Origin of the sequence: Paenibacillus durus, from assembly GCF_000756615.1 — a bacterium.
Lineage (GTDB): Bacteria > Bacillota > Bacilli > Paenibacillales > Paenibacillaceae > Paenibacillus_AQ > Paenibacillus_AQ durus.
Genome location: NZ_CP009288.1, coordinates 5,421,681 through 5,447,747 on the forward strand (window position 1 = coordinate 5,421,681; position 26,067 = coordinate 5,447,747).

At 55.2% G+C, this 26,067-nt stretch carries 20 protein-coding genes and 1 riboswitch; of the genes, 12 read left to right on the forward strand and 8 right to left on the reverse strand.

From position 1 onward, the window contains the following. The first annotated feature begins 169 nt into the window (after positions 1-169). Together rfbA and rfbC are read left to right on the forward strand one after the other, a co-directional pair. Positions 170-1,048 (forward strand): glucose-1-phosphate thymidylyltransferase RfbA, encoded by an 879-nt coding sequence (gene rfbA, locus PDUR_RS23945; RefSeq protein WP_042208471.1) that lies wholly within the window; start codon positions 170-172, stop codon positions 1,046-1,048. Positions 1,049-1,067: 19 nt separating this feature from the next. Further along, positions 1,068-1,628: a dTDP-4-dehydrorhamnose 3,5-epimerase gene (rfbC, locus tag PDUR_RS23950; RefSeq protein WP_042208472.1), complete on the forward strand. Its 561-nt coding sequence runs from the start codon at positions 1,068-1,070 to the stop codon at positions 1,626-1,628. A gap of 93 nt (positions 1,629-1,721) precedes the next feature. Here rfbC and PDUR_RS23955 read toward each other — a convergent pair whose 3' ends face one another. The 3 genes from PDUR_RS23955 to PDUR_RS23965 all read right to left on the reverse strand — a co-directional run bounded on the left by PDUR_RS23955 (position 1,722) and on the right by PDUR_RS23965 (position 5,158). Beyond that, positions 1,722-3,638, reverse strand: coding sequence for a copper amine oxidase N-terminal domain-containing protein (locus PDUR_RS23955; protein WP_042208473.1), 1,917 nt, complete (start codon positions 3,636-3,638; stop codon positions 1,722-1,724). Positions 3,639-3,667: 29 nt separating this feature from the next. Then, complete coding sequence (locus PDUR_RS23960) at positions 3,668-4,792, reverse strand: S1C family serine protease (protein WP_052410373.1); 1,125 nt, start codon at positions 4,790-4,792, stop codon at positions 3,668-3,670. A gap of 156 nt (positions 4,793-4,948) precedes the next feature. Continuing rightward, positions 4,949-5,158, reverse strand: coding sequence for a hypothetical protein (locus tag PDUR_RS23965; RefSeq protein WP_042208474.1), 210 nt, complete (start codon positions 5,156-5,158; stop codon positions 4,949-4,951). 597 nt (positions 5,159-5,755) lie between these two features. Here PDUR_RS23965 and PDUR_RS23970 point away from each other — a divergent pair. Further along, entirely contained in the window at positions 5,756-7,390 is a 1,635-nt protein-coding gene (locus PDUR_RS23970; RefSeq protein ID WP_042208476.1) for a nitrite/sulfite reductase, read from the forward strand. A gap of 117 nt (positions 7,391-7,507) precedes the next feature. On the opposite strand, the gene uvrA is transcribed toward PDUR_RS23970, so the two are convergent. After that, complete coding sequence (gene uvrA, locus PDUR_RS23975) at positions 7,508-10,381, reverse strand: excinuclease ABC subunit UvrA (protein WP_042208477.1); 2,874 nt, start codon at positions 10,379-10,381, stop codon at positions 7,508-7,510. Between the two features lie 728 nt (positions 10,382-11,109). Next, positions 11,110-13,101: an excinuclease ABC subunit UvrB gene (gene uvrB / locus PDUR_RS23980; RefSeq protein ID WP_042208478.1), complete on the reverse strand. Its 1,992-nt coding sequence runs from the start codon at positions 13,099-13,101 to the stop codon at positions 11,110-11,112. 180 nt (positions 13,102-13,281) lie between these two features. On the opposite strand from uvrB, the gene PDUR_RS23985 reads away from it, so the two are divergent. From PDUR_RS23985 to PDUR_RS23995, 3 genes are all read left to right on the forward strand, one after another. Next, positions 13,282-14,061, forward strand: a complete 780-nt coding sequence (locus tag PDUR_RS23985) for a flagellar motor protein (RefSeq protein ID WP_042208479.1) — start codon at positions 13,282-13,284, stop codon at positions 14,059-14,061. After that, the gene (locus PDUR_RS23990; RefSeq protein ID WP_042208480.1) at positions 14,058-14,903 is read left to right on the forward strand and encodes a flagellar motor protein MotB; all 846 of its coding nucleotides are present in this window, start codon (positions 14,058-14,060) and stop codon (positions 14,901-14,903) included. The genes PDUR_RS23985 and PDUR_RS23990 overlap by 4 nt, the downstream gene beginning before the upstream one ends. Positions 14,904-15,128: 225 nt before the next feature. Next, entirely contained in the window at positions 15,129-16,364 is a 1,236-nt protein-coding gene (locus PDUR_RS23995; protein WP_042208481.1) for an AGE family epimerase/isomerase, read from the forward strand. 491 nt (positions 16,365-16,855) lie between these two features. Here the strand turns inward: PDUR_RS23995 and PDUR_RS24005 are convergent, their stop codons facing one another. Further along, positions 16,856-17,101, reverse strand: a complete 246-nt coding sequence (locus PDUR_RS24005; protein ID WP_042208483.1) for a hypothetical protein — start codon at positions 17,099-17,101, stop codon at positions 16,856-16,858. 84 nt (positions 17,102-17,185) lie between these two features. Here PDUR_RS24005 and PDUR_RS24010 point away from each other — a divergent pair, with 84 nt between their 5' ends. Continuing rightward, positions 17,186-17,824, forward strand: coding sequence for a hypothetical protein (locus PDUR_RS24010; RefSeq protein WP_042208484.1), 639 nt, complete (start codon positions 17,186-17,188; stop codon positions 17,822-17,824). 338 nt (positions 17,825-18,162) lie between these two features. On the opposite strand, the gene gcvH is transcribed toward PDUR_RS24010, so the two are convergent. Next, a complete protein-coding gene (gene gcvH / locus PDUR_RS24015; protein WP_042208485.1) occupies positions 18,163-18,555 on the reverse strand; it encodes a glycine cleavage system protein GcvH in 393 nt (130 codons plus the stop codon). Between the two features lie 183 nt (positions 18,556-18,738). Beyond that, positions 18,739-18,836, forward strand: a riboswitch (glycine riboswitch). 418 nt (positions 18,837-19,254) lie between these two features. On the opposite strand from gcvH, the gene gcvT reads away from it, so the two are divergent. The 3 genes from gcvT to gcvPB all read left to right on the forward strand — a co-directional run bounded on the left by gcvT (position 19,255) and on the right by gcvPB (position 23,275). Further along, positions 19,255-20,358 carry a glycine cleavage system aminomethyltransferase GcvT gene (gcvT, locus tag PDUR_RS24020; RefSeq protein WP_042208486.1) on the forward strand — a complete coding sequence of 368 codons (1,104 nt, stop codon included), beginning with the start codon at positions 19,255-19,257 and terminating at the stop codon, positions 20,356-20,358. Positions 20,359-20,465: 107 nt separating this feature from the next. Continuing rightward, positions 20,466-21,818: an aminomethyl-transferring glycine dehydrogenase subunit GcvPA gene (gene gcvPA / locus PDUR_RS24025; protein WP_042208487.1), complete on the forward strand. Its 1,353-nt coding sequence runs from the start codon at positions 20,466-20,468 to the stop codon at positions 21,816-21,818. Next, complete coding sequence (gcvPB, locus tag PDUR_RS24030) at positions 21,815-23,275, forward strand: aminomethyl-transferring glycine dehydrogenase subunit GcvPB (protein WP_042208488.1); 1,461 nt, start codon at positions 21,815-21,817, stop codon at positions 23,273-23,275. The genes gcvPA and gcvPB overlap by 4 nt, the downstream gene beginning before the upstream one ends. 126 nt (positions 23,276-23,401) lie before the next feature. Here gcvPB and PDUR_RS24035 read toward each other — a convergent pair whose 3' ends face one another. Then, a complete protein-coding gene (locus PDUR_RS24035) occupies positions 23,402-24,352 on the reverse strand; it encodes a helix-turn-helix transcriptional regulator (protein WP_042209664.1) in 951 nt (316 codons plus the stop codon). A 219-nt stretch (positions 24,353-24,571) separates the two neighbouring features. On the opposite strand from PDUR_RS24035, the gene PDUR_RS24040 reads away from it, so the two are divergent. Both PDUR_RS24040 and PDUR_RS24045 read left to right on the forward strand, forming a co-directional pair. After that, entirely contained in the window at positions 24,572-25,057 is a 486-nt protein-coding gene (locus PDUR_RS24040) for a DinB family protein (RefSeq protein WP_042208489.1), read from the forward strand. A 28-nt stretch (positions 25,058-25,085) separates the two neighbouring features. Beyond that, entirely contained in the window at positions 25,086-25,898 is an 813-nt protein-coding gene (locus PDUR_RS24045; protein WP_081949638.1) for an alpha/beta fold hydrolase, read from the forward strand. Positions 25,899-26,067: the final 169 nt, after the last annotated feature.

Genomic DNA, 26,067 nt, shown 5'->3' on the forward strand with positions numbered 1-26,067 from the left:
CTCTAGTAATCTCTACATTTCCATAAAACTTGAAACGAATTAGATAGAATTGGAATCGATTTCTTGCGAAAATGTTAAAGAGAAATAGACATCAATCAAACGTTAAGCGTAAAATATACATAGCCAAAAATGATTTAATTACATATAGCAGGGAGAGCTGACTCAGAAAATGAAAGGCATTATCCTAGCAGGCGGCAGCGGCACGCGCTTATATCCTTTGACTATGGTTACAAGCAAGCAGCTGCTGCCGGTCTACGACAAACCGATGATTTATTATCCTTTATCTACTTTAATGCTGGCGGGAATCAAGGACATTTTGATTATTTCCACTCCCGAGGACACCCCGAGATTTGAGAGTCTGCTGGGAGACGGTTCCCAGTTCGGCATTTCGCTGCAATACAAAGTTCAGCCGAGTCCCGATGGACTGGCTCAAGCCTTTATCCTGGGCGAAGATTTTATCGGCAGCGATTCGGTTGCTATGGTTCTCGGAGACAATATTTACTATGGGGCCGGCATGCGTCAAATGCTTAAACGCGCTTCGGACAAACCGCAGGGCGCTACGGTATTCGGTTATCACGTTCCCGATCCGGAACGTTTTGGCGTTGTGGAGTTTAATGGGGACGGCAAAGTCCTCTCCATCGAAGAAAAACCTGCACAGCCCAAGTCGAACTATGCGGTTACGGGGCTGTATTTTTACGACAATCGGGTCGTGGATATCGCGAAGAACGTAAAGCCTTCGCCCCGGGGCGAACTGGAAATCACTTCGGTTAACGAGGAATATCTGAGACTTGGCGAGCTGGATGTGGAGCTGCTGGGACGCGGCTTTACGTGGCTGGATACCGGCACTCACCAGAGTCTGGTAGACGCAACCAATTTTGTCAGAACGATCGAGGACCATCAAGGCATCAAAATCGCCGCACCGGAGGAAATCGCATATATTAACGGATGGATTACTGAGGAACAACTGCTGGCCTGCGGCGAGAAGCTTAGCAAAACCGGCTACGGACAGTATTTGATCAAAGTGGCTAACGGTAGAATCAAATATTAATGCGGAAAGAGTGGAATCGATGAAATTTACACAAACGAATCTGGAAGGCGTTCTAATCGTAGAACCCACGGTATTCGGCGACCATCGCGGCTGGTTCATGGAAACCTACAGTCAGGCCAAATTTCTGGAACAGGGGATCGACCTGAACTTTGTACAGGATAATCAGTCCTACTCGGCGGTTAAAGGGACGCTGCGCGGGCTCCACTACCAGTTGAACCCCAAAGCGCAGACGAAGCTCGTCCGCTGTACACGCGGCAGTATCTTTGATGTGGCCGTAGACATCCGGAAGGGGAGCCCCAGCTACGGCAAATGGTTCGGTATCGAGCTGAGCGCGGACAACAAGAAGCAGCTGCTTATCCCTAAAGGTTTCGCCCACGGCTTCATGACGCTGACCGAGGACGTAGAGGTCCAGTATAAATGCGACGAATTATATGCACCCGAATGTGACGGAGGCATCCTGTGGAATGACCCGGACATCGGCATTGAGTGGCCTATTGATGTTGTGCCCGTGCTGTCAGCCAAGGACGAGAAAGCGCCGCTGTTAAAAGACGCGAATCTCAATTTCGTATACAACGCATGAGTGCAGATCAGTGAAAAAAGAACCTCCATTCCGCCTCGATCGCGGTTTGGAGGTTCTTGCTGTCTAGGCCATGGATCAATCCGCCCCCTGTTCCTACTCACCCTCATCCGTAAACCGGAACGACTGGAGCGTCCGTTCCAGCACCTCCTGCTGCGCTTCTGTTGCGTTCGCATCGCCCAGCGTGGCCGTAAGGGTAAAGACAACATCAGCGTGGCTGAAGACGATGGCCCGAATGTGGGAGGGGATGCTGCTTTTATTTTGCCGCACGGTCATTTCCACAGCCGGTACTCCGGCGAATATCGTATCCCGTACGCTTTCGACGACCGGGCCTTTTGGATCGTCGCTCGTGTTCCGGTAGTACTCTTTAAGCTGGTTTACCGTATAGTCAAAGGACCCTCCCGGAAGCAAAGCGATCTGGAACCGGCCGCCGGTGAATCGGTACTCGACGTTCTGCAGCTCGAATGCCCCTTCGGAAGGCGTCCACAGCCGCGGCATGTGGATGGTGTAGCCGTAGGTTTTGGATATTTTGACGGCGGTTTTATTTTTCAGCGCGGGATAGTCATTCTGCTCCATTCGGCCGAAGTTCTCTTTTATCGTGTCAAAATCAATCTTCAGCGAAGCCAGCACATCCCTAAATTTCGCCTTATCCTCGTCCTGCCCATCAGGAACGGCATACTCCGCGTAGTAGCGGTAACCGCTCCTCAGCAGCAGTACCTGATACTCCGTGATCCAACCGCTGCCATAATTGTACCGGACTTCCCGGACCCGCGCCGGAATGCCGGAAACCTCCACTGCCGTAATCCCCTGCTCACTGTAAGCCCCTGGCACAAACAAATCCGCATCTTTCAATCTCAGCTCCTCTTCCCAACTGTCTAGGGATGAAGCCGCCTGTGCCGAGGTAATGTTCAGCTTCAAATAGCTGCCTTTTTTGCTCTCATAGGCGAGATGCTGATTGTCTGCGCTCCATCCGGCGGGAATCTGCAGAGAAATGCCGTAATCGTCGCTTCCTGCGGTCCGCAGACCGTCCCGAACGGCCGACAGATCCCGAATGGATCCATCCTTGTTGTCAAAGGAAGGACGAAACGATCCCAGCAGCCCAGCGTACTTGGCAAAATCTTTATAGTTCACCGCATGGTCAGCCGTTAAATACAGCTCATATAATCGCCCATTCGCATAATACTGCCGGCCCTCCCACATCGCCCCGGAAGAATCTTTGCTGACTATGCGGGCATAAGGGGTGGACGCCTGCGGAACAGCTTCCCGGTCCAGTACGATTTCGCCGCTCTCTTCAGCGCCGCGTACCAGTTGTTCCAGCAGTTCGTCCGCGTCTGCGGCAGCTTCCTGCGGCGACACATGCACCTCCAGGTAGTACGCGTTGTCCGCACTCTCGAAGGTGGCCACGCTCTCTTCTCCGCCGCTGTTGCCGATAATGAGACCGGCCGGATAATTCATGCTCCACTTATAATAGCTGTTGCCGACCTTAGTCTTGCCCGCCTCGCTGTCGATCCCGCTCTCAGGCAGGCTTCCATCCCCCGGTTCCGCAGCAGGCACCGTTACCACGACGCTTCCGCCGCTGCCGGCTGAAACCTTCGCCCCGATGACCCCGGCTACAAAGCGCAGCGGCGCCATAAGCACCCCGTTCACCATTCGCGGGGGAGCAGCCAGCTTCACTTTCTGACCGTCCTTCCAGGCGGATGTGCTGCCAATGGTCATTGCGCCTGTATGAGGGCCGTAGGTCACTTTGACAACGTCGCTGCTTCCCAGCATGACCCCGCTGTTGAACGCTTTTTTGAACACTCCGAGCGGAACCATGACACTGCCATTCTCCAAAAATGGCGCGGCGATGGCAAGGGCCTGTCCATTCGCTTTCGCTTCCTTGCTTCCCACCTTCAGGGTCAGCATAAGAGTACTGCTTGACGCGGCCCTTGCAGCGCCTTCCGGCAGCATGCCCGCCAGTACGATCAGCGCAGCCAGCATAGCATGCAGGACTTTTAAGCATATCTTTTTCATTTTCGGTTCTCCCCCGCTTTCGCTTCCTGTTACTCTGCCGGTCCGCTGTCTTCGCCGCCGACTGCCTCCTCCGTATTGACCACTGGATCTCCTTGCCCCAGTACCAGCTTGCGCTGGACGATATCTCCGCCGCTCTGCATGAGCAGCTGAACGGTCTGCCCCGGACGATAGTGCTTGAACAGTTCATTGATATCGACCGCCGAGGTCACCCTATGACCGTCGATGCTGTACAATTCATCCCCTTCGGAAATACCGGCTTTGCGCGCTTCCTCGGTGGATACCTTCGTTACGGTAAGCGGGTCTTCCGCCGGCAGACCGATAATGGCGGACCAGCTCTCCTGAAGCTCTAGTCCCAGGCTTGGGCGCCTTACTTCACCGTAAGCGAACAACTGCTTGATGATATAGCGGACCGTTTCCGCAGGAATGGCAAATCCCGTATTTTCCACACCGACCGCCGAATATTTCATACTGACGATGCCGATAACTTTTCCATTCATGTTAACAAGGGGGCCGCCGCTGTTGCCCGGATTAATAGCCGCATCGCTCTGCAAAAGACGGTACGACGCATCGACCACCCGTCCCGATCCGCTGACAACGCCGACGGTGGCGGAATTGCGCAGCGCGAAGGATAAGGGCGCGCCGATGGCGACGACCTTTTCACCGACTCTTACATTCGAGACTTCAGCGAAGGAAGCAGGCTTGAGGGAAGCCGCGTTGATCTTAAGCAGCGCCACATCGCTGACTTCATCCGCATACACATCCTTGACGCTGTACGATTTGCCATCCGCTGTCACTACCGTAGCATTTCGCATGCCGCCAATGACATGCGCATTCGTAACGATCCACCCTCCGCTTGTGATGATGACGCCCGACCCATGCATCAGATTGTAGCGGTTATCGAGGCCCGTATTTTTCTCGCCCTGGGCCTTGCCGATAATGCCGACTACCGACGGAGACAGACGTTTATAGATTTGCGGAACCCGGTCCGAAGCGGATACCCCCGCTCCTGTGGATGTTGGACTCGCGGCAGCCGCTTCACCTTTCCGGGCCGCTTCGGATACGGGTACGCTCCAGCCCAAGGCTAGTCCCAGAACGAAACTGCACAGCAAAAAGCGCAGAATTTTGTCACGCATACGCATCATACTTCTTCCCATACGTTTATCTCCTCTTTTACCCCAATAATATCGTTCCGCTGCCTTCGCCTTGAAAAAGAAAAAAGACGCCTCTACTCCCGCGAACGGCGGCAAAGGTGTCTTCGCTGACAAAAAAATCGGTGCTTAATATTGTTCAAGCTGGGGAACGCCGGCTTTCTAGCCCAGCCAATATTTGACCATGGCATAATCGGACACGAGAAAGACCAGCAGGCTGACGACTCCGAAGGCAATCGCGAACTTGTTCTTCTGAGGGGCTCTGAGCAATCGGACAACCCCAATCGTAATCAGAACCGTAAACAAGATCATAAACACATCAAAGGTATGAAATCTGGACGCAGTTGCCGTGGCGGCTTCCGCAAGCAGCATAGCCCTACCTCCTCATCATGGTTGTCGAGCAGACTTGCCTTTAAGCCGCACAGCCCGCTCTTTTCCTCATGCCTTTTCACTTCTATGTTACCGTTACCAAAGACGACACGCAATAGAATTTTTCCAAAATCTTATGTAATTGTGACAGCGTTCATTGACACCCGTGTTTATTATTCAGTTATCAAAGTGCCTGGAGATAAGATGAACCGGCTGCGGCTGCGATGATTAAATAAAGGACATCCACTTCTTGTACAAATATATGGCATGAGTATCTCGTAAAATACCAGCATATTTAAAGCAGCCAACTAGTAATTTTTTTCGAAAAATCCTTTCTTTGCCGCTCTTATTATACTATTAACGGGATTGTACTTGTTTGAATCTTTCATCCTCTCTGCCGGACATCCGCCTTGCGATTTATCAATGGAATCTGGAGGTTCCATAAACAATTGTTATACAGGTTATACCTTACTTCACATACGGGGAGCAGGAAATCTGTTACCATCAAACCAATCTCTCAGCGACCTCGTCGGATTTAAATGAAATCAAGCGAGAACGCAGCTCAGAACGACAGTGACATAATTTAAGGAGGCTTCATCAATGGCATATGAACCCATTTGGACCAAAGAACCGGACAAGCTGTCCAAATTCGAATTCGTCAAACTGGAAAAAGACGGACTGGACATCATCCGTAACATTATCGAAAAATACGCGCTGGAGGGCTACGATTCCATTCCGGCCGACGACCTGGACCTCTTCAAATGGGCGGGCGTGTACCAGCAGAAACCGAAGAACGGTCATTTCATGATGCGCGTCCGCATTAATACCGGGGTTATGACTTCCGCCCAGGCGCGGACTCTGGCCGATATTTCCCGTCTTTACGGCAGAAATCTTGTCGATATTACCACTCGTCAGGCGATTCAGTTCCACTGGCTGACTGTTGAGAATTTCCCGGATATTTTCAAGCGTCTGGAGGAGGTCGGCTTATACTCCTTCGAAGCCTGCGGCGACTGCCCGCGCACGATTGTCGGCAATCCGCTTGCCGGAATCGACAAGGACGAGCTGATGGACACCAAGGCCCTTGTGGACGAAGTGAACAATTTCTTTGTGCTGAACCGCGATTTCTCCAATCTTCCGCGCAAGCTGAAAATGTCGATCTCCGCGAATCCTTACAATAACGCTCATGCCGAGATCAACGATTTGGCATTCACACCTGCGGTCAAGGAGATTGACGGTAAGGAGACGATCGGCTTCCATGTCATGGTCGGCGGCGGATTGTCCGCCAAGCCGCATCTGGCACAGAAGCTGGATATCTTCGTCCGTCCGGATGAGGTGCTGAAGGTTGCCATAGGCGTGGCGACAATCTTCCGCGACAATGGATACCGCGAGAAAAGACATCATGCCCGGCTGAAATTCCTGGTGGCCGATTGGGGCGCGGAGAAATTCAAGGACAAGCTGTTCGAGCTGATTGGGGAGCTGCCTGCGCGCGGCGAGGACAAAACGGCCGGCTGGCAGGCCGCTTATTTCGACGGTGTGCATCCGCAGCCGCAGCAGGGGCTGAACTACGTCGGCCTTAACGTGCCTGTCGGACGGCTTAACGCTGACGAGCTGGCACAGCTGGCTGATCTCGCTGACACTTACGGCGACGGCACCATCCGCACGACGATGTCGCAGAACGCCATTCTTAGCGGCGTGCCGAATGATAAAGTCGAAGAGCTCCTGGCAGCATCCGTGCTTCAGCGCCTGTCGGCTGCGCCGAAGCCTTTCATCAGCCGCACCGTCGCCTGTACCGGCAACGAGTTCTGCAGCCTGGCTCTTGTAGAGACGAAAAAGCGTGCTGTCGCTATTGCCGAGTACCTGGACGAACGCCTGGACCTTGGGGAGAAAATTCGCCTCCATCTCATCGGCTGCCCGAATGCCTGCGGACAGAAACAGATTGGGGACATCGGACTGCAGGGGGCACTGGTAAAGACCCCCGAAGGCATGGCCGAAGCTTACGACATTGCTGTCGGCGGCACGCTGGGCGGCGGAGCACAGGGTCCGGCCGCGAAGTTCGCGCAGCCGCTCAAGGGACGCGTCAAAGCGGACGAAGTCGCAGGCGTGCTTGAACAGCTTCTGCTGTTCTATAAGAGCGAACGCGCCGCAGGCGAGAGCTTCCATGCCTTTACCGAACGCGTCGGCGTGCCTGCCATTCAGGATAAGCTGAACTCCATTCTATCTACGGTCGCCTCGTGATTGATTGCTGAAACAACGGAATTGCGTGTTGAAATAACGGAATTGCGCACGTTTAAAGGCCGCGGCAGAAGCCGCGGCCCTTTTGCATATCTTTATTATAAAAATCTGACGCTCACCTTATTGTGCCTTCGAGGCTTGGAGCATCAGCGCCTCCGTCCGCGCCGTATCCCGAAGCAGAATCGGCTTCAGGTATTTGCCCGTGTACGATTCAGGCACCTGGATGATTTGTTCCGGGGTGCCGAATGCGATCACCGTTCCGCCGCCGCTGCCGCCTTCCGGTCCCATATCGACGATATAATCAGCCGTCTTGATTACGTCCAGGTTATGCTCGATAACGAGTACGGATTCGCCGGATTCAACCAAGCGGTGCAGCACTTCCAGCAGGCGGCCGATATCGTCCACATGCAGTCCTGTAGTCGGCTCGTCCAGTATATACAGCGTCTTGCCCGTACTCCGGCGGTACAGCTCCGACGCCAGCTTCACACGCTGCGCTTCCCCGCCGGAAAGGGTCGTGCCCGGCTGACCCAGCTTGATATAGCCAAGACCGACATCGAGCAGAGTCTGCAGCTTGCGATGAATTTTCGGTATGTTCTGGAAGAATTCCGTTCCATCCTCTACCGTCATCTCCAGCACATCGGCGATGTTCTTCCCTTTGTACTTCACTTCGAGCGTCTCGCGGTTGTAACGTTTGCCCTTGCAGACCTCGCAGGGAACGTAGACATCCGGCAGAAAGTGCATTTCAATCTTGATAATGCCGTCGCCCCGGCACGCTTCGCAGCGTCCACCCTTGACGTTGAAGCTGAAACGCCCTTTTTGATAGCCTCTTACCTTCGCTTCATTCGTCTTGGAGAACAGGTCGCGGATGTCGTCGAACACTCCCGTATAGGTTGCCGGATTGGACCGCGGCGTACGCCCGATCGGCGACTGGTCGATATCAATAACTTTGTCCAAATGCGCAAGGCCGCGTATTTCTTTATGTTGGCCCGGGCGAACCTTAACCGCTTTGTTCAGTTCTTTGGCCAGACTCTTGTAGAGAATTTCGTTGACAAGCGATGACTTGCCTGACCCCGATACGCCGGTTACCGCCGTAAAGACGCCGAGCGGAATTTTGACGTTCACGTTCTTGAGGTTATTTTCCTTGGCCCCCCGGATTTCCAGCCAGCGACCGTCGCTCTCGCGCCGGTCGGAGGTGACCGGGATGAATTTGCGTCCGCTGAGGTATTCGCCGGTCAGAGAGTTGGGATCGTTCATGATTTCCTGCGGCGTTCCCTGGGCCATCACTTTCCCGCCATGAATACCCGCTCCGGGACCGATGTCGATAATATAGTCCGACGCCAGCATCGTATCTTCGTCATGCTCGACAACGATCAGGGTGTTGCCGAGATCGCGCATATGCGCAAGCGTCGAAATAAGCCGGTCATTGTCCCGCTGGTGCAGGCCGATGCTGGGCTCGTCCAGAATGTACAGCACGCCCATTAAGCTGGAACCGATCTGTGTCGCCAGCCGGATGCGCTGGGCCTCCCCGCCGGACAGCGTGCCTGCCGAACGGCTGAGCGTCAAATAATCGAGACCGACATTGACGAGAAAACCGAGACGACTGCTAATCTCCTTTAGAATCAGTTTGGCAATAGCCGTTTCTTTCTCGCTTAAGGTAAGGTCGCTGAAAAAACGTTGGCTGTCCCCGATCGACAGATCGGTTACTTCGGCTATGTTCTTTTCGCCTACCGTCACAGCGAGGATTTCACGCTTCAGCCGTTTGCCTTTGCATACGGGGCATGGCTTGGCGCTCATGAAGCCTTCGATGAATTCGCGTATGCCATCAGACGCCGTCTCACGGTAACGGCGCTCAAGGTTCGGAATAATGCCTTCGAAAGGGACCATCGCTTCCTTCCGCTGCCCAAAATCATTCTCATAGCGGAAATGGATTTTCTCGCTTCCCGTACCGTGGAGCAGCTTGTTCATATGCTCCGGCGTCAGTTCGCTTACCGGCACATTCTCGGGAATATGAAAGTGCTGGCATACCGACTTCAGAAACTGCGGGTAATAGTTGGATGTGCTGCCCGTCCACGCTAAAAAAGCTCCGTCTTCGATGGACTTCCCGGCATCCGGGATGAGCAGATCGGGATCGACCACCATCTGAGCCCCAAGACCGTCGCATTCCGGGCAAGCCCCGAACGGGCTGTTAAAGGAGAACATGCGCGGCGCCAGCTCTTCCATGCTGAAGCCGCATACGGGACAGGCGAAGCTGGAGCTGAACAGCAGTTCCTCCTGGCCGATGATGTCGACGAGAATTTTGCCGCCTGACAGCTTTAAAGCCGTCTCGATGGAATCCGTCAGACGGGACTCCACATCTTCCTTGATGACGATCCGGTCGACCACGACTTCAATCGTGTGCTTCTTGTTCTTCTCGAGCTCAATGTCCTCGGATAAATCGCGCAGCTCACCGTCGACTCGAACACGGACGAAGCCCTGCTTCGAAATTTCCGCAAACAGGCTCTTATGCTCGCCTTTGCGGCCTGTTATGACCGGTGCGAGAATCTGTAGTCTCGTCTTCTCCGGGTACTGCATAATCCGGTCGACCATCTGCTCGACTGTCTGCGAGGTAATCTCAATGCCGTGGTCCGGGCAGTGGGGATGTCCGACCCGCGCGAACAGCAGGCGCAGATAGTCGTAAATCTCCGTCACCGTTCCTACGGTGGAACGCGGGTTGCGGCTTGTCGTCTTCTGGTCGATGGAAATGGCCGGGGACAAACCGTCGATGGAATCGACATCCGGCTTCTCCATTTGGCCGAGGAACTGCCGCGCATAAGCTGACAGCGACTCCACATAGCGCCGCTGTCCTTCGGCATAAATGGTATCGAAAGCCAGCGACGACTTGCCGGAGCCGCTCAGCCCCGTCAGGACAACGAACCGGTCGCGCGGTATCGTCACGTCGATATTTTTGAGATTATGCGCCCTTGCGCCTTTGATTACTATGTTTTCGTTCGCCAACGGTACATCTCCTCCAAAGTTTATCGGTTCACCCTCCCAAACCCTCCCAGTGGGAGGGCCCCAAGGGCTGCGCCCTCTGGACACCCGCAAATTTTTGGCGGAGGGAGGGCGGGGGGCCGTGTTTAGTGCCTGCGTGCGGTGAGCCGCTTATCCCTGCGGGACCGCTCGAACGTTTGGCGCTCGCGAGGGTGGGCGCTTGAGTGCGACTGCCTGCTAGGAGCGCTCTCCCTTGCGGGATTCGCTTTATGTTAGCGTGGTGCATTCACTGCGGCTGCCTGCTTGGAGCGCTCTCCCTGACGGGATTCGCTTTACGTTTGCGCGGGAGCGCTCACTGCGACTACCTGCTTGGAGCGCTCTCCCTGACGGGATTCGCTTTATGTTAGCGCGGTGCATTCACTGCGACTGCCTGCTAGGAGCGCTCTCCCTTGCGGGATTCGCTTTATGTTTGCGCGGGAGCGCTCACTGCGACTACCTGCTTGGAGCGCTCTCCCTGACGGGATTCGCTTTACGTTAGCGCGGTGCTCTCACTGCAACTGCCTACTAGGAGCGCTCTCCCTTACGGGATTCGCTTTACGGTTGCGCGGTGCACTCACTGCGACTGCCTGCTTGGAGCGCTCTCCCTGACGGGATTCGCTTCAAGGCTGCGGCAAAAAGCACGAAGAACGGCCTAAGGACAGCGCCGTTCACACTCGTTCATTTCTATCGTGATGCTTTCGCGTAAGGCTCGGTTACTCTGCCCGCAGCTCCAGCAAGGCGTCGCGCAGCTCGGCGGCGCGTTCGAACTGGAGATTCTTCGCGGCTTCCTTCATTTCGGCCTCAAGCCGCTGCATCAGGCTCTGACGTTCTTTCTTGCTCATCTTGCCGGCAGCACCGGTTAAGTAATCGGCTTTCGATTCGGCTACCTTCGTCGCCTCTATGACGTCTCGGACTTTCTTGCGGATCGTCTGCGGTGTAATGCCGTGCTGCTCGTTGTAGGCGATCTGGATGGACCGGCGCCGCTGGGTCTCGGTAATCGCCTTGTCCATGGAATCGGTAATGTTGTCTCCGTACATAATTACCTTGCCCTCCGAGTTGCGCGCGGCGCGGCCGATCGTCTGGATCAGCGAACGCTCGGAACGGAGGAAGCCTTCCTTATCGGCATCGAGTATTGAGACAAGCGATACTTCCGGCAGATCAAGCCCTTCTCTTAACAAGTTAATACCCACGAGTACGTGAAACGTACCGAGCCGCAGATCGCGCAGGATCGCTATCCGTTCCAGCGTCTTGATGTCCGAATGCAGGTAACGAACCTTAATGCCGATTTCCTTGAGATAATCGGTAAGATCCTCCGCCATCTTCTTCGTCAGCGTCGTAACCAACACACGCTCGTCGCGTTCGATCCGCTCGCGGATTTCGCCGATCAAATCGTCGATCTGCCCTTCTGTCGGACGCACCTCGATGATGGGGTCCAGCAGGCCGGTCGGCCGGATAATCTGTTCCACCATCTCATCGCAGTGCTCCAGCTCATAGGGACCGGGTGTTGCGGAGACATAAACGATCTGCTTCACCTTATCCTCGAACTCCTCGAACCTTAGCGGCCGGTTGTCTAGAGCAGAAGGAAGACGGAATCCGTGCTCTACAAGCACGGTCTTACGCGCCTGGTCGCCGTTGTACATCGCCCGGATTTGGGGAAGTGTCACATGAGACTCATCAATAACAATCAGCATGTCGTCCGGAAAATAATCCAGCAGCGTGTAGGGAGTGGCACCGCGCTCGCGGAAGGTAAGAGGACCGGAGTAGTTCTCGATGCCGGAGCAGAAGCCAACCTCCTTCATCATCTCAATGTCGTACCGCGTCCGCTGCTCCAGCCGCTGGGCTTCCAGCAGCTTGCCGGCGTCACGCAGGACGGCCAGACGTTCTTCCAGTTCCCGCTCGATGTTGACCAGAGCAACGCGCATCGTCTCTTCCTGCGTAACAAAGTGGGAAGCCGGAAAGATGGCGACATGCTCCCGCTCCCCGATCAGTTCCCCGGTCAGCACATCGATCTCGGTAATCCGCTCGATTTCGTCGCCGAACAGTTCGACGCGAATGGCATGCTCGGCTTGCGAAGCGGGGAAGATCTCGATCACATCGCCGCGCACGCGGAACGTTCCCCGCACGAAATTGATGTCGTTGCGCTGATACTGGATATCTACCAGCCGGCTTAAAATTTGGTTCCGGGGCTTCTCCATTCCTACTCGCAGCGATAGCAGGAGGCTGCCGTATTCCTGCGGCGAACCGAGACCATAAATGCAGGATACGCTCGCAACGATAATGACATCCCTGCGTTCGAACAGCGAGCTCGTCGCCGAGTGGCGGAGCTTATCAATTTCCTCGTTGATGCTGGAATCCTTCTCAATATAAGTATCCGAAGAAGGGATGTAAGCCTCCGGCTGGTAATAGTCGTAATAACTCACGAAATAATCGACCGAGTTATGCGGAAAAAAATCCTTAAATTCGCTCGCCAGTTGAGCAGCCAGCGTCTTATTGTGCGCGATCACCAGCGTCGGCCGGTTCACCTTGGCGATCATCTGCGCTATGGTAAACGTCTTGCCCGTGCCCGTCGCTCCCAGCAGCGTCTGATGCTTCTTGCTCTGCCGCAAACCTTCTACCAATTCTCCGATGGCGCGGGGCTGATCGCCCTGGGGTGAGTACTCGGACTCCAGCTCGAAGGTCTTCGTACTGACGATAATATCATTCATTTGCCCGCCTCCCCCTTAATCATCTAAAATATATTAATATATTATCAAAATTGTTGGCTTAAATGCCGATCTTCATACTAGAGTGAAAAAATGGAATATAGGAATACTTGTTCCCATCCATTATACATGGCCCGCGCCGTTCATGCAAACCTAATATATATAAATTAAGGAGTACAACCAATGGACATCACCTCAATAATCGGCATCCTTGCCGGAGCAGCCGCCTTGATCGGCGGATTCTTCTGGGAAGGCGGCGGCGTATCCGGTCTTCTGCAGTGGAATGCCGCTCTCATTGTATTCGGAGGCACGGCTGCCGCTATTCTGATAAGCTTTCCGGCCCGCACGCTGCGGTCCGCCGGGAAAGGGCTTAGGATAGCCTTTGAAAGGAGCCACGCTCACTTGGAAGATCAGGTGGAAGAATTCGTGGAGATGGCGGCCTTCTCCCGCCGAAACGGCGTTCTGGCCTTGGAACCCCGGGTGGAGACGCATCCCGATCCCTTTACCCGCGAGGGCCTGCAGCTTATTGTCGACGGCACGGACCCTGAGCAGGTGCGTCAAATTCTGGAGCTGGAGATGGACGCGGCGGAGCTAAAAGCTGAAGGCTATGCCAAAGTGTTCGAGGCCGCCGGCGGCTACGCGCCCACCATGGGAATTATCGGAACCGTCCTCGGTCTCATCCGCGTGCTCGGCCACCTAACCGATCCTTCCCATCTCGGGCCTTCAATCGCCGTCGCTTTCACAGCGACGCTGTACGGGGTCGCCAGCGCCAATCTGCTCTTCTTGCCCATTGCCTCCAAGATCAAGTCACGCAGCCAGCTCCGGCTGCACGGCATGGAAATGCTGCTTGTAGGCATACTGGCTGTACAGAATGGCGATCATCCCCAAATGGTGCGCAAGAAGCTGTCCTCATTCCTTCAAAGCGAAGCGGAAGGGATCGCCTCAGCCGGGGTCCGGACATGAGGCAGCGGGGACGCCGGGTTCGCCGCCCTGACGGACGCGACAGCAGCAACCGCTGGATGATTACCTATGCCGATCTGATTACGCTGCTGCTTATCTTTTTTGTCATTCTGTATGCCATGAGCAGTCTTGATCAGGAGAAGTATAGCGGCGTAATCTCTTCGCTGCAGCGCTCGCTCCAGACCGGAAACGGCGTGCTTATTGGCGGGAACGGGATACTGGACGGCAGTAATGGCTCGAACAATGCAGGCAGTACAGGGAACGGAGACGGCCTGAGCGATGCAGACGGCCATTCTGCCGTTATACCGTCAGCCACGCCGGATGGCGGACAGACTGCCGCCTCTCCCTCACCCCGGGAGCTTGCCTTTCGCCAGCAGGAAGCGAAGCTGGCAGAGCTGATGAACGTAATAACGGAGTACGTGCAGGCCAATGATCTCGGCGGCCAGATTTTTGTCGCGGACAAGCCTCAGGGTATCGCCATCACCCTCAGCGACCGCTTCCTGTTCGATGTCGGCAAGGCGGATCTCAAGCCCGCAGCGTCTCCCGCGCTGCACCAGCTGTCCGGCCTGTTCCGCGGCATCGGGGCGATGGTTAGCATCGAGGGCCATACGGACAACCAGCCGGTGCTCTCCTCGTCCCGGTATGCCGACAACTGGGAGCTTTCGGGAGCCCGAGCGTTATCCGTCCTGCGTTTTTTCCTGGAAAAAGAGGGGTTAAAACCTAGCCAGTTTCAATATGCCGGTTACGCCGATACCCGCCCCGCCTCGGACAATGCCACAGAGAGCGGACGGCAGAAGAACCGCCGGGTCGAGATTATCGTGCTGCGGCAGCTGCAGGAGGAGTGAGAGCGGCCTCTCGAAATTCATATACGCAATCATGCGCCGCATACGGCGGATTTTCGGACAGCACGGCCTTGTCTTCCGAAAATCCGCTTTTTCACATTGACGTACAGAGCCTCAGTCGCCTCCCGGGCTTGATGACCGGAATGTAATACCCCAGATAACATAAAGACCAAGCTCAACCGCATAGATGATCATTATCGACTGAATAAAAGAAAGAGGGATATATCCATGAACGATACCCGATCCGTCTATCCGGATTTTGCAGATCCTTCCTTTTTGAGGCAGCATATTCTGGACACGGTGCGTTTCTGTGCCCCCCGGTGTATCGACCTTCAGAACGGCGGTTATATCAACTCCTTCCTGGACGATGGAACCGTGTGCGATTACGAGACGAAACAATTGGTTGGAATGACGCGGTTCATATATATTTTCAGCGCGGCTTTACAGGTTGGCGGACCCGAGGTGTACCGCGAAGCTGTGGAGCACGGGCTGCGTTTTCTGCGGGAATATCATTGGGATCATGAACATGGGGGCTATCATTGGACGCTAAAAGGGCGGACTCCAACCGATAAAAGAAAGTTCGCCTACGGGCACGCTTTTGTCTTGCTGGCGGTCTCCACCGCATTCAAAGCGGGAATCTCCTCTGCCGGGCCGATGATCGGCGAAGTGTGCGAGGTGCTGGAGAAACATTTTTGGAGTGAAAAAGACAGCCTGTACGCCGATGAACTCGCCGCCGACCGGATGGAATTGTCTCCCTATCGCGGACAGAACGCCAATATGCATTTATGCGAAGCGATGATGTCGGCTTACGAGGCTACCGGCGACAGACGCTATCTTGACCGTGCGAACACTCTGGCTCACTCCGTTATGTTCAAAATGCTTCCGCAATCGGACGGACTGATCTGGGAGCACTACAATTCCGATTGGATGATCGATTGGAATTACAATAAGGACTACACCAAGAGTGAATACCGGCCTTACGGGTATATTTTCGGTCACTCTATCGAGTGGTCCAAGCTGCTCCTGCTGCTGAACCGGCACTTTCCCCAGGAATGTCTTCTACAGCTGGCGGAGCGCTTGTTTCGGGAGGCGCTGCACACAGGACTGGACCGGCGGCATGGGGGTATTTTCTTCGCAATGTCTCCTGTGGACGGACGAATTATCGACGGGGATAAATCATACTGGGTGATGGCAGAGTCGCTCGGCGCTTCCGCCTTGCTGGCCGCCTGTACGGGCCGGACGGAATACCGGAAATTTTACATGGATATGTTCGCTTACTGCTGGACTTATTTTGTAGATCATCACTACGGGGGATGGTACCAGCTTCTGGATGTGTACAACCGGAAATACAGCAATATCAAGAGCCCGCCGCCGAAAACCGACTATCATCCCATCACGAACTGCTTAATGGCGATCTCCGTATGGGAGAACATGGCTGGCCCATGCATTAATGAAATAAACTAGAAGTTCACGACCGGGAATTCAGGTGTAAACCGATCGAAATTTTGGGCTCGGCACCAAATCGGAGCTTGTCGAAATTCTTCCGGGCGTGAAAAAGGATATCGGTCGCAGCAGCAGGACAGCTGGGGTTTCAAAACACTGGCCCTTCCGAGATGCGTAGCGGGTAGGGGTCAGATTCCATGCGGGCGCGGCTGTTCGCTCATGCGTTCATTGCTGCGCATAGGATGGGACACCGAGTCCGATTATTCAGGCGGAACAGGAGGTTTTTTCCTGTAAATCTGCAGGTTCTATTGGTGAGTCTCGTCCGGAAAGAAGAAGATGGGACAACGTGTCATTGTTCAGGCGGAACAGGAGGTTTTCCTGAAAATCTGCAGGTTTTCTTGATGAATTTCGCCCGGGAAGACGAAAAGGTTGCAAATGTGCATCTATTTGAGTCTTGAACGCCGGAATAAGAAGAAGGGTTGAGAAATACCTGCAGATTCGTAGGAAATGAGTTAGGAGGGGAGTTGTGCGGAAAAAAGATGTACCAATGCAGGTATTCTCCGCTTCTCCGCTTCTCCGCTGCCTGCCGCTGCCTGCCGCTGCTGATGGGATAATGCCTCGGGAGTAAACAGCTGTCCCGCTTGTTGAGCTACTGAAAAGGCATCCTCAGCTGGCCGAAAGGCATTCTTATATACCGTCATCTGCTGCTGAGTCACATCGCAAAGCACTGATTTTAAAGCGAAGCCAAATTTCATCATCAAATTTCATCATATTATCGGGATACAGCAGAAGGGAAATATATCATAACGTGGAAAAGAGTAAGCAAAGGAGATGATTGCAGCATGGCTTCTCTTGTCCGCGCTTTACGTGATCCAAAAAAATGGCTGACGGTGTGGAATGGGATTGGGATGCCGCTCATTAGCCTGGTTTTTCAAGTCTTTTTCTTAATGTTTCTCACGATTTTCGGAGGCTTTACGTTATTGTTCTCTCCCCACCTGTTCTGGGATATCCCTTCCGGCACACCCGCAGGCTGGAGACTGACGATGATAAGGAGCTATTTTCTAGCCTTTGGCGCCTTGTACGCCCTTGTCTGGTGTGGCTATTGGTGGATGCTGCGCGCGCTGAACAGTTCGAATAAAATCCCGGCTTTCCCGGTTCATGTGCTGGCTGCCTGGCTGCCGCTTCTCGGTGTGCTGTACTTCGCCGATCCGGTCAGCTATCCGGACGCCATGATTCCAATCTCCGCCGCCCAGATCACTTTTGAGATGAGCACTGCCATGACGGCCGCAGCGCTGTTCCCTTTTTACTCCGCAGCGGTCTACCTGTTCGTTCTCTCCCCTCCCGCTCGAACGGGCTGGAAAATAGGAAGGCTTCTAGGACTGGGGATTATTTTTGCAGGTGTCAGCTTGTATCTGTTATCCGTCTTCTGGCATATCGCACCTTCAATCTACAAGGGAATCGCCGGATTCCCCACACGCTAGCACCCCGCCCTCAGGAATTTCCTGCAAGGCTTGAAGCATGACTTCCAGCTCTAGAGGCCTGCGGGGATTTGGAAAGGTTCCGTAGCCCTTTTAAAAACTCAAGCATTTTGCAAAAAATCGCATAGCGGCTTGCATTGAATTTTGCATTTCATGCCGACCCGAATAACCGCAAAAAAGCAGGTCCCAGCCGGAGGATAAATCCGCCGTCTGGGGCCTGCCAATCCCGGTTCGCTGCTATCTGCGCGTATGAGATCTCCAAGCAACCGCCAAGAATGCCGAATAAAAGAGCGCTTTAGGCAGGATACCCATGCCCAACAATCCGATGTTACGGCTTGTGATTACTCGCCGACCAACTCACGATAAGCCGCCGAGTCCAGCAGTCCGGAAGTAGCCGAAGCGTAGTCCCCCTCGACTTCCACCTCGTAAATCCAGCCACCGCCGTACGGCTGAGAGTTCAACAGCTCGGGGCTGTCTTCCAGCGCTTCGTTGACCCGCGTCACCGTTCCCGATACCGGAGAATATAATTCGGATACGGTCTTGACCGATTCAATGCTGCCGACGCTGTCCCCGGCGGTGATATTCGTTCCGATTTCAGGAAACTCCACGAATACGATGTCGCCAAGCAGATGCTGAGCATGGTCGGTAATGCCGACACGCACGATTTTTCCTTCTCCTTGCTGCGCCCATTCATGCTCTTCGCTGTACCGGAGATTGTCTAGCACTTCACTCATTTTCGTTAGCCGCCTCTTTTCGTCATTGGGAGTCATAAATTAGTTATAGACTAAGTTATGCCCTTATCGGGTGTCAATATATGTGACAAGAAAATAAATTTCGTCCGGTTTTAATCAAATTGTGTTGACATCGGGGTGGGATTCCAGTATTAATGGAGTGAGAATAATCACATACAACTGCGAATGATGGCACAGGGAGAGACTGTCCTGCAAGGACGGCGCCGAAGGAGTAAGCCTTAACCCAAGGTGAATCTCTCAGGCAAAAGGACCTCTGCCGGACGCATCTCTGGAGAGCACCGGAGCTTCATAAGCATACGGTCACCAACGGGGAAACCTGCATTCGGCATAGGACGCCAAGCCATACGGCAAGCAGCGGCTCATGCTGACATACCGGACTTCACAGCCCGGGGCAGGGTAACTTTCAGGTACAAGGGACAGAGCGAAGGACGATGACGCGCATAGGTTGCGCAAATGCGTCTTTCGCCTGTCCCTTTTTGCGCTTGCAAAAATAGAGAGGCCGACGTCCCCCTGTAAGGTTTCGGAAGATGTCTATAGGGGCAAGCTTCACTTTGTAGGACAAGAAGAAACGGCTCACGCCGTCCTTTAAGGACAAAGTCCGTTTCTCGTAGAAATCTAAGACCAAACGATACGCGCGCAGCATAAAAAGTCTTAGATATTAAAAACACGGGGAGTGACAATATGGATGCTTTGAAAAGAACGCCTTTTTTCGCTTTCTACTCCGCATATCCGGAGTCCAGAAGCATTGATTTCGGCGGTTGGGAGCTGCCAGTCCAGTTCACCGGCATCCAGAAGGAGCATGAAGCGGTGCGCAGCCGGGCTGGACTATTCGATGTCTCGCATATGGGCGAATTTATGGTGACGGGCAGCGCCGCCGAGGCGTATCTGCAGCATATGACGACTAATGATGTCAGCAAGCTCGCGGACGGCCAGGCGCAGTATTCGCTGCTCTGCTATCCGGACGGCGGTACGGTTGACGACCTGCTCGTATACCGTCTGGGCGAAGGGCGCTACATGCTGGTCGTCAATGCCTCCAACATCGGCAAGGATTTCCAGTGGCTTCAGGACCATCTGCCGGAGAGCGGCGTAAAGCTTACGGACCAGTCGGAAGAAACGCTGCTGCTGGCGGTTCAGGGGCCGCATGCGGAAGCAATCGTGAGCGAAGTCACCGATGTGCCGCTGGCCGGTCTGAAGCCGTTCCATTTCGTGGAACAGGCGGTAGTATGCGGCGTGGAAGTGCTGTTGTCCCGCACAGGCTATACCGGCGAAGACGGCTTCGAGCTGTATGCTCCTGTAGAAGCTGCGGCGAAGCTGTGGAACGGGCTGCTCGAATCGGGCAGCGCCCACGGGCTGACGCCAGCGGGTCTCGGCGCGCGGGACACGCTTCGCTTCGAAGCGAAGCTGCCGCTGTACGGCCAGGAGCTGTCGAAGGATATCTCGCCGCTGGAAGCCGGAATCGGCTTCTTCGTGAAGCTGGATAAGGGAGATTTTATCGGCCGCGATGCGCTCAAGGCTCAGAAGGAGCAGGGTATTCCCCGCCGATTGGTCGGAATCGAAATGATCGACCGGGGCATTCCGCGTTCGCATTATCCCGTCTATGCAGGAGGACAGCGGATCGGTGAGATTACGACCGGCACGCAGTCGCCGACGCTGAAGCGGAACCTCGGGCTTGCCCTGGTGGATGCCCGGTACGGCGAGATCGGAACAGAACTGGAAGTTGAAATTCGCGGCAAGCGGCTTAAAGCCGCCGTCGTGAAAGCTCCTTTCTACAAAAAAAGCCGTTAAGAACCTGCATGTGCAGGACATAACCTATTTATTTAATCAGCTTTATAATTAATCAGCTTTATAATTAATCAGCTTCATAATTAATGAGCCAAGGAGTGAATCCGTAAATGAAGCATCGTTATCTGCCGATGACCGAGCAGGACCGCAGCGAAATGCTGGCGGAAATCGGGATTCAGTCCGTGGAGGAACTGTTCGCCGATATTCCCGAAGCCGTGCGCTACAAGGGCCGGCTGCCCATGTCCGAAGCTCTGGACGAATACGCCCTGCTGCGGCATATGAAGCGTCTGGCGGACAAAAACGCCGACTTCGACAGCCACATCAGCTTTCTGGGCGCGGGTCTCTACGATCACCATGTCCCCGTCGTCATCAACCATGTCATTTCCCGTTCGGAATTTTATACGGCTTACACGCCTTACCAGCCGGAGATCAGCCAGGGCGAGCTGCAGGCGATCTTCGAATTCCAGTCGTACATCTGCGAGCTGACCGGCATGAAGGTCGCCAACGCCAGCATGTATGACGGCGCAACGGCTTTGGCCGAGGCGGCGGTGCTGGCCTCGGGCGCCGCGAAGCGCAAGAAGATCGTCGTCAGCAGCGCGGTCCATCCCGAAGCGCGGCAGGTGCTGAAGACGTCCGCAGCCGGACTCGGCCTTGAAATCGCCGAGGTCGGCAGCACGGACGGTGTCACCGATCTTGCGCTGCTGGCGCAGGCGATTGACGGCGACACGGCGGCGGTGCTGGTGCAGTACCCGAACTTCTTCGGGTGCATCGAGAACCTGGCCGCCATCGAGAAACTAACGCATGACGCCAAGGCGCTGCTCGTCGTCAGCGCGAACCCCCTCGCCCTCGGCGTGCTCGAGACGCCGGGCAAGCTGGGCGCCGACATTGTCGTCGGCGACGCTCAGCCGCTCGGCATCAATGCCTCGCTCGGCGGTCCGACCTGCGGCTACTTCGCGGTCGCGGAGCATCTCATGCGCCGCATTCCCGGCCGCATCGTCGGCCAGACGGTCGACCGCAGCGGCAAGCGGGGCTTCGTGCTGACGCTTCAAGCCCGGGAGCAGCATATCCGCCGCGAGAAGGCGACGTCGAATATCTGCTCCAACCAGGCGCTGCTCGCGCTCTGCGCTTCGGTTTACCTGTCCGTCATGGGCAAGGAAGGCATGCGCGAGGTCGGCGGACTGAACATCCGCAAGAGCCATTACGCCGCATCCCGGCTCGGGGCTATTCCAGGTGCTAAGGTCGCCTTCTCCTCCCCGTTCTTCAATGAATTCGTGCTGAAGCTGCCGGAGGGCAGCGATCCTGGCGCGGTAAACGCCAAGCTGCTCGGGAAAGGCTTCCTCGGCGGCTATGATCTCGGCAAGGATTACCCGGAGCTTTCCGGCCATATGCTGATTGCCGTCACAGAGAAACGGAGCAAGAGTGAAATCGACGAATTTGCAAGCGTACTGGAGGGCTGTTTATGAAACCGGAACAAAGCCTTATCTTTGAACTAAGCCGTCCCGGACGTGCCGCCTACTCTCTGCCGGAATGCGATGTGCCGGCGGAGGAAGGTCTGGATGCGCTGATTCCAGCCGAGCTGCTGCGTAAGCAGCCGGCTGCGCTTCCGGAAGTGTCCGAGGTGGATGTCATCCGCCACTACACCGCTCTGTCCCGCCGCAACTTCGGCGTCGACAACGGCTTCTATCCGCTTGGCTCCTGCACGATGAAATATAATCCGAAGATCAACGAAGATGTTGCCCGCTTCCCGGGATTCGCGAAGATCCATCCGTACCAGCCGGAAGAGAGCATCCAGGGCGCACTGGAGCTGATGCACACGCTGCAAAGCGACCTGGCTGCGCTGACCGGCATGGACGCCGTATCGCTCCAGCCCGCCGCCGGCGCGCATGGCGAATGGACCGGACTGATGATGATCCGCGCGTATCATGAAGCCCGCGGAGAGGTCCGGACCAAGGTCATCGTCCCGGACTCCTCGCACGGCACCAACCCGGCCAGCGCTTCGGCGGCCGGTCTTACGACAGTGACCATTCCTTCTAATGAACAGGGAATGGTCGATCTGGAGGCGCTGAAGCATGCGGTCGGCAGCGACACTGCGGCACTCATGCTGACCAACCCAAGCACGCTCGGCCTGTTCGAGACGCAGATTGTCGAAATCGCCAAGATCGTGCATGAAGCGGGCGGCCTGCTCTACTATGACGGCGCGAATTCGAACGCGATCATGGGCATCACCCGCCCGGGCGACATGGGCTTCGACGTTGTGCATCTTAATCTGCACAAGACGATGAGCACACCGCACGGCGGGGGCGGCCCGGGCGCTGGTCCGGTCGGCGTCAAGGCGAAGCTGACTCCGTTCCTGCCCGGTCCCACCGTGGCTAAAGCGGAAGACGGCAGCTACTCGCTTCAAGAAGGCGGCCCGCAGTCGATCGGCCGGGTGAAGGCATACTACGGCAACTTCGGCATTCTCGTTCGCGCCTACACCTACATCCGCACCTACGGTCCGGACGGACTGCGCGAGGTGTCGGAGAACGCCGTGCTGAACGCCAACTATATGCTGAGCCGCCTCGCGCCGCATTTTGAGGTGCCTTACCCCGGCATCTGCAAGCATGAATTCGTCCTGTCCGGCAAAAATCTGAAACCCTACGGCGTCCGCACGCTCGATGTCGCCAAACGCCTGCTCGACTTCGGCTACCATCCGCCGACCGTCTACTTCCCGCTCAATGTCGAGGAGTGCATCATGATCGAGCCGACCGAGACGGAAAGCAAGGAAACGCTCGACGGCTTCATCGAGACGATGATCCGAATCGTACAGGAAGCTAAGGAGACGCCGGAAATCGTTCTGAACGCGCCGCATACTACCGAAATCAGCCGTCTTGACGAGACGCAGGCTGCGCGGAAGCCCGTACTAAACTGTTCCTGCGGATAAGCGGGCGGCAGTGCGGCATTAACACAATCTTAGTCCCTCTTGAACATTCGGTCGCTCTTTTTCACCGGGTGTATCAAGGGGGATTTTTTATAGGGTAGAGAGGGTTATGCTCCCTGCCTATTAACTTTACGCGTCATACTTAGCCAGCAGTTCCTTCAGCTTCGCCCTCATGCAGTCGATCAGCTCCGGCGGTTCCTGGACCTCGGCGTCGCTCCCAAGGCCGATGAACAATCTGGCGAAGTAAGGTATTTCACTATTCGGAATATCGCCGTCAATCCAGCCGGTTCCGTCTTCCCGAACCCGCAGCAGCCCCCGCCGTCCCAGCTCCGCTTCGCACACCCGTACCCCCTCCTCGCTTAGTTGAACGCGGCAGCGGGTATACTCGCTTTTTTCCGAAAAAGAGTCTTCCCAGTTGTCTAGATGAATGCTGCGCAGGTCAAGCGGCTTTATTTCGGGGTCCCCCTCCTCCACGCTCATCATCCGGTCGCACCGGAACAGCCGCACGCCGCCGCGCAGAAAGCAGTACGCCGGACAGTACCACAGGCCGCTGCTGGCATAAATACCGATTGGCTGAATGTCCCGGACCGAAACGTTCTCCTGCGATTTGTATCCGATTCGCAAGACCTTTTGCATTACAGACGCATCAAGCAAAGAAGACAGAAAGGGAGACTCCGCCTGCCTGGCCGGAATGACGAAATCCACCCGGTTCTTCATCTGGTCAATCCGGTCCCGCACGTCTCCGGACATATAATGATAGAATTTGCTCAGCGCCGACGATGCCTCCGTCTCAAAGGGAATAAAAGAGTAATGGCGCAGGGCGTGGCACGCGAAAAAAAGAGCAACCGCCTCCTCCTCGGTAAAAGCGATGGGCGGCAGAATCCGTTCGTTCAGCACCTGATAGCCCCCGTGCGGCCCCACTTCAGAGTACAAAGGAACGCCCAGTTCGCCCAGCTCCTGCAAATCCCTTAATATCGTCCTCGCCGACACGCCGAACTCCTGCGCAAGCTCCTTGACGGTAAACTTCCTCTTCCGGTTGACGGTCAGCATCAGCTCGAGCAGCCGTTTCGATTTGGACATGGTGTCCCGGTGTTCGTATTTGGACATGGGCGGTGGCCTCCTTTTTCGCATTTGAGCTGGAATCTTTCTATTATTTTATGACAATACTTGTCACTATTATAATCTACAATGAAAAATGAAGCATAGAAGCGCCGAATGCCGCAACCCTCGCTTTCTCAATGAACGATCCGGTTGCGATGCGCCGTCGGCCAAATCCATAAATCCGAAAGGTGTGAGCTTATGCAAGCCGTAAGTGAATTGAAAGGTCTGCTGTTTGCAGAACTGGAGCATATCGTCCGGACCTCGTCCAAGCTGATTGCTAAAATCTCCCCGGAGCACCGGGATTACCGTCCCCTGGAAAATATGCGTTCCCTGCTGGAACTGGCCCAGCATCTTGTATCCGTTCCTTCAGTTGATCTGCTGATTCTACAGGAACACGGGCAGCCGGAAATCCGGCGGATGGAAGAAGAGATTAATCAGGACAGCGCTTCGGAAAAATTGTCGGCATGGATGGACAAAGGCTTTCAGGATCTGAAAGCGTACATGGAGGGACTGAGCGAAGAAGACTTCCTGCACAAATCCACCAAGCCGTTCTATCTGGAGCATGGTTCCGTGCAGGCCAAATGGCTGATCGAAATCGTCACCCATGCCCAGCATCACCGGGCGCAGCTCTTCAATTATATGAAGGAACTGGGCTATGACGTGAGCATGTTCGACCTTTACTGAACCGGATACGGATACAAGGAGGAATAATATGATGGCCGATCACAAAAGGAACTCTGTTGCAGCGGGCTATACCCGGAAATTCTTTGAAGGTCCTGATACAGCCCTGTCGTATATCGACTTTGGGGGCGGCGGATTTCCGTTGCTTGCCCTGCACGGCCATATGAACGAAGGCTTGTTCGCGCAGGAGCTGGCCGGGGCGCTGGCCGGTGAATACCGCGTTATCGCGCTGGACCAGCGGGGGCACGGAGAATCGGAGCGCCCTGTAAGCTACGATAACGAACGCTACGTCGACGATGCGCTGGCCGTGCTCGATCATCTTGGCATTGATGAGACCGTACTGCTTGGCCACTCTCTCGGAGGAGTCGTCGCTTACCGGCTGGCGGCCCGCCGTCCGGAGCGGGTGCGTGCGCTGATTATCGAGGATATCGGTGCGGTCGTGAACGACGACCTGAGCTTTGCGGGCCAGTGGCCGCGGCGAGCGCCGACGAAGGCAGCGCTGATTGCTGCTCTGGGGCGGCTCGGCCCGGTCTTCGCTTACTCAATGCGGGAGTATGAGAACGGTTGGGGACTGCCCTTTATCCCTGAAGATATGGCGGTCTCCCAGAGCCATCTGAACGGCGAACATTGGGACGATTGGCTCGCGACTGATTGTCCCGCTCTGCTTCTGCACGGTATGCGGAGCACATGCCTGTCATATGAGCAGGCGGAGGAGATGGCCGCCCGAAGACCGAACACGAAGCTTGTTCATTTGGAAGCCGGCCACTCCATCCATTTTGAAGCGCCAGACCAATTTCTTGAAGTGATTCAGTCTTTTATGAAGTCGATAAGAACCGAACAATAGCTGCCAGAATGCGGACTTTGGGGCCTATGATGAAATACCGGACGTTTCACAGCCCGGGACGAGGTAATTTTTCAGGTACAGGGGACAGAGCAAAGGACGATGACGCGCATATTTGCGCACATCCGTCTTTTGCCTGTCTCTTTTTTGCGCTCAGGATATACCGTCGAAT

Excerpts from the sequence above, each read along its gene's own strand:
- rfbA (WP_042208471.1), top strand. The coding sequence starts at position 170 with ATGAAAGGCATTATCCTAGCAGGCGGCAGCGGCACGCGCTTATATCCT.
- rfbC (WP_042208472.1), top strand. The coding sequence starts at position 1,068 with ATGAAATTTACACAAACGAATCTGGAAGGCGTTCTAATCGTAGAACCC.
- PDUR_RS23955 (WP_042208473.1), bottom strand. The coding sequence starts at position 3,638 with ATGAAAAAGATATGCTTAAAAGTCCTGCATGCTATGCTGGCTGCGCTG.
- PDUR_RS23960 (WP_052410373.1), bottom strand. The coding sequence starts at position 4,792 with ATGGGAAGAAGTATGATGCGTATGCGTGACAAAATTCTGCGCTTTTTG.
- PDUR_RS23965 (WP_042208474.1), bottom strand. The coding sequence starts at position 5,158 with ATGCTGCTTGCGGAAGCCGCCACGGCAACTGCGTCCAGATTTCATACC.
- PDUR_RS23970 (WP_042208476.1), top strand. The coding sequence starts at position 5,756 with ATGGCATATGAACCCATTTGGACCAAAGAACCGGACAAGCTGTCCAAA.
- uvrB (WP_042208478.1), bottom strand. The coding sequence starts at position 13,101 with ATGAATGATATTATCGTCAGTACGAAGACCTTCGAGCTGGAGTCCGAG.
- PDUR_RS23985 (WP_042208479.1), top strand. The coding sequence starts at position 13,282 with ATGGACATCACCTCAATAATCGGCATCCTTGCCGGAGCAGCCGCCTTG.
- PDUR_RS23990 (WP_042208480.1), top strand. The coding sequence starts at position 14,058 with ATGAGGCAGCGGGGACGCCGGGTTCGCCGCCCTGACGGACGCGACAGC.
- PDUR_RS23995 (WP_042208481.1), top strand. The coding sequence starts at position 15,129 with ATGAACGATACCCGATCCGTCTATCCGGATTTTGCAGATCCTTCCTTT.
- PDUR_RS24005 (WP_042208483.1), bottom strand. The coding sequence starts at position 17,101 with ATGATGAAATTTGGCTTCGCTTTAAAATCAGTGCTTTGCGATGTGACT.
- PDUR_RS24010 (WP_042208484.1), top strand. The coding sequence starts at position 17,186 with ATGGCTTCTCTTGTCCGCGCTTTACGTGATCCAAAAAAATGGCTGACG.
- gcvH (WP_042208485.1), bottom strand. The coding sequence starts at position 18,555 with ATGAGTGAAGTGCTAGACAATCTCCGGTACAGCGAAGAGCATGAATGG.
- gcvT (WP_042208486.1), top strand. The coding sequence starts at position 19,255 with ATGGATGCTTTGAAAAGAACGCCTTTTTTCGCTTTCTACTCCGCATAT.
- gcvPA (WP_042208487.1), top strand. The coding sequence starts at position 20,466 with ATGAAGCATCGTTATCTGCCGATGACCGAGCAGGACCGCAGCGAAATG.
- gcvPB (WP_042208488.1), top strand. The coding sequence starts at position 21,815 with ATGAAACCGGAACAAAGCCTTATCTTTGAACTAAGCCGTCCCGGACGT.
- PDUR_RS24035 (WP_042209664.1), bottom strand. The coding sequence starts at position 24,352 with ATGTCCAAATCGAAACGGCTGCTCGAGCTGATGCTGACCGTCAACCGG.
- PDUR_RS24040 (WP_042208489.1), top strand. The coding sequence starts at position 24,572 with ATGCAAGCCGTAAGTGAATTGAAAGGTCTGCTGTTTGCAGAACTGGAG.
- PDUR_RS24045 (WP_081949638.1), top strand. The coding sequence starts at position 25,086 with ATGATGGCCGATCACAAAAGGAACTCTGTTGCAGCGGGCTATACCCGG.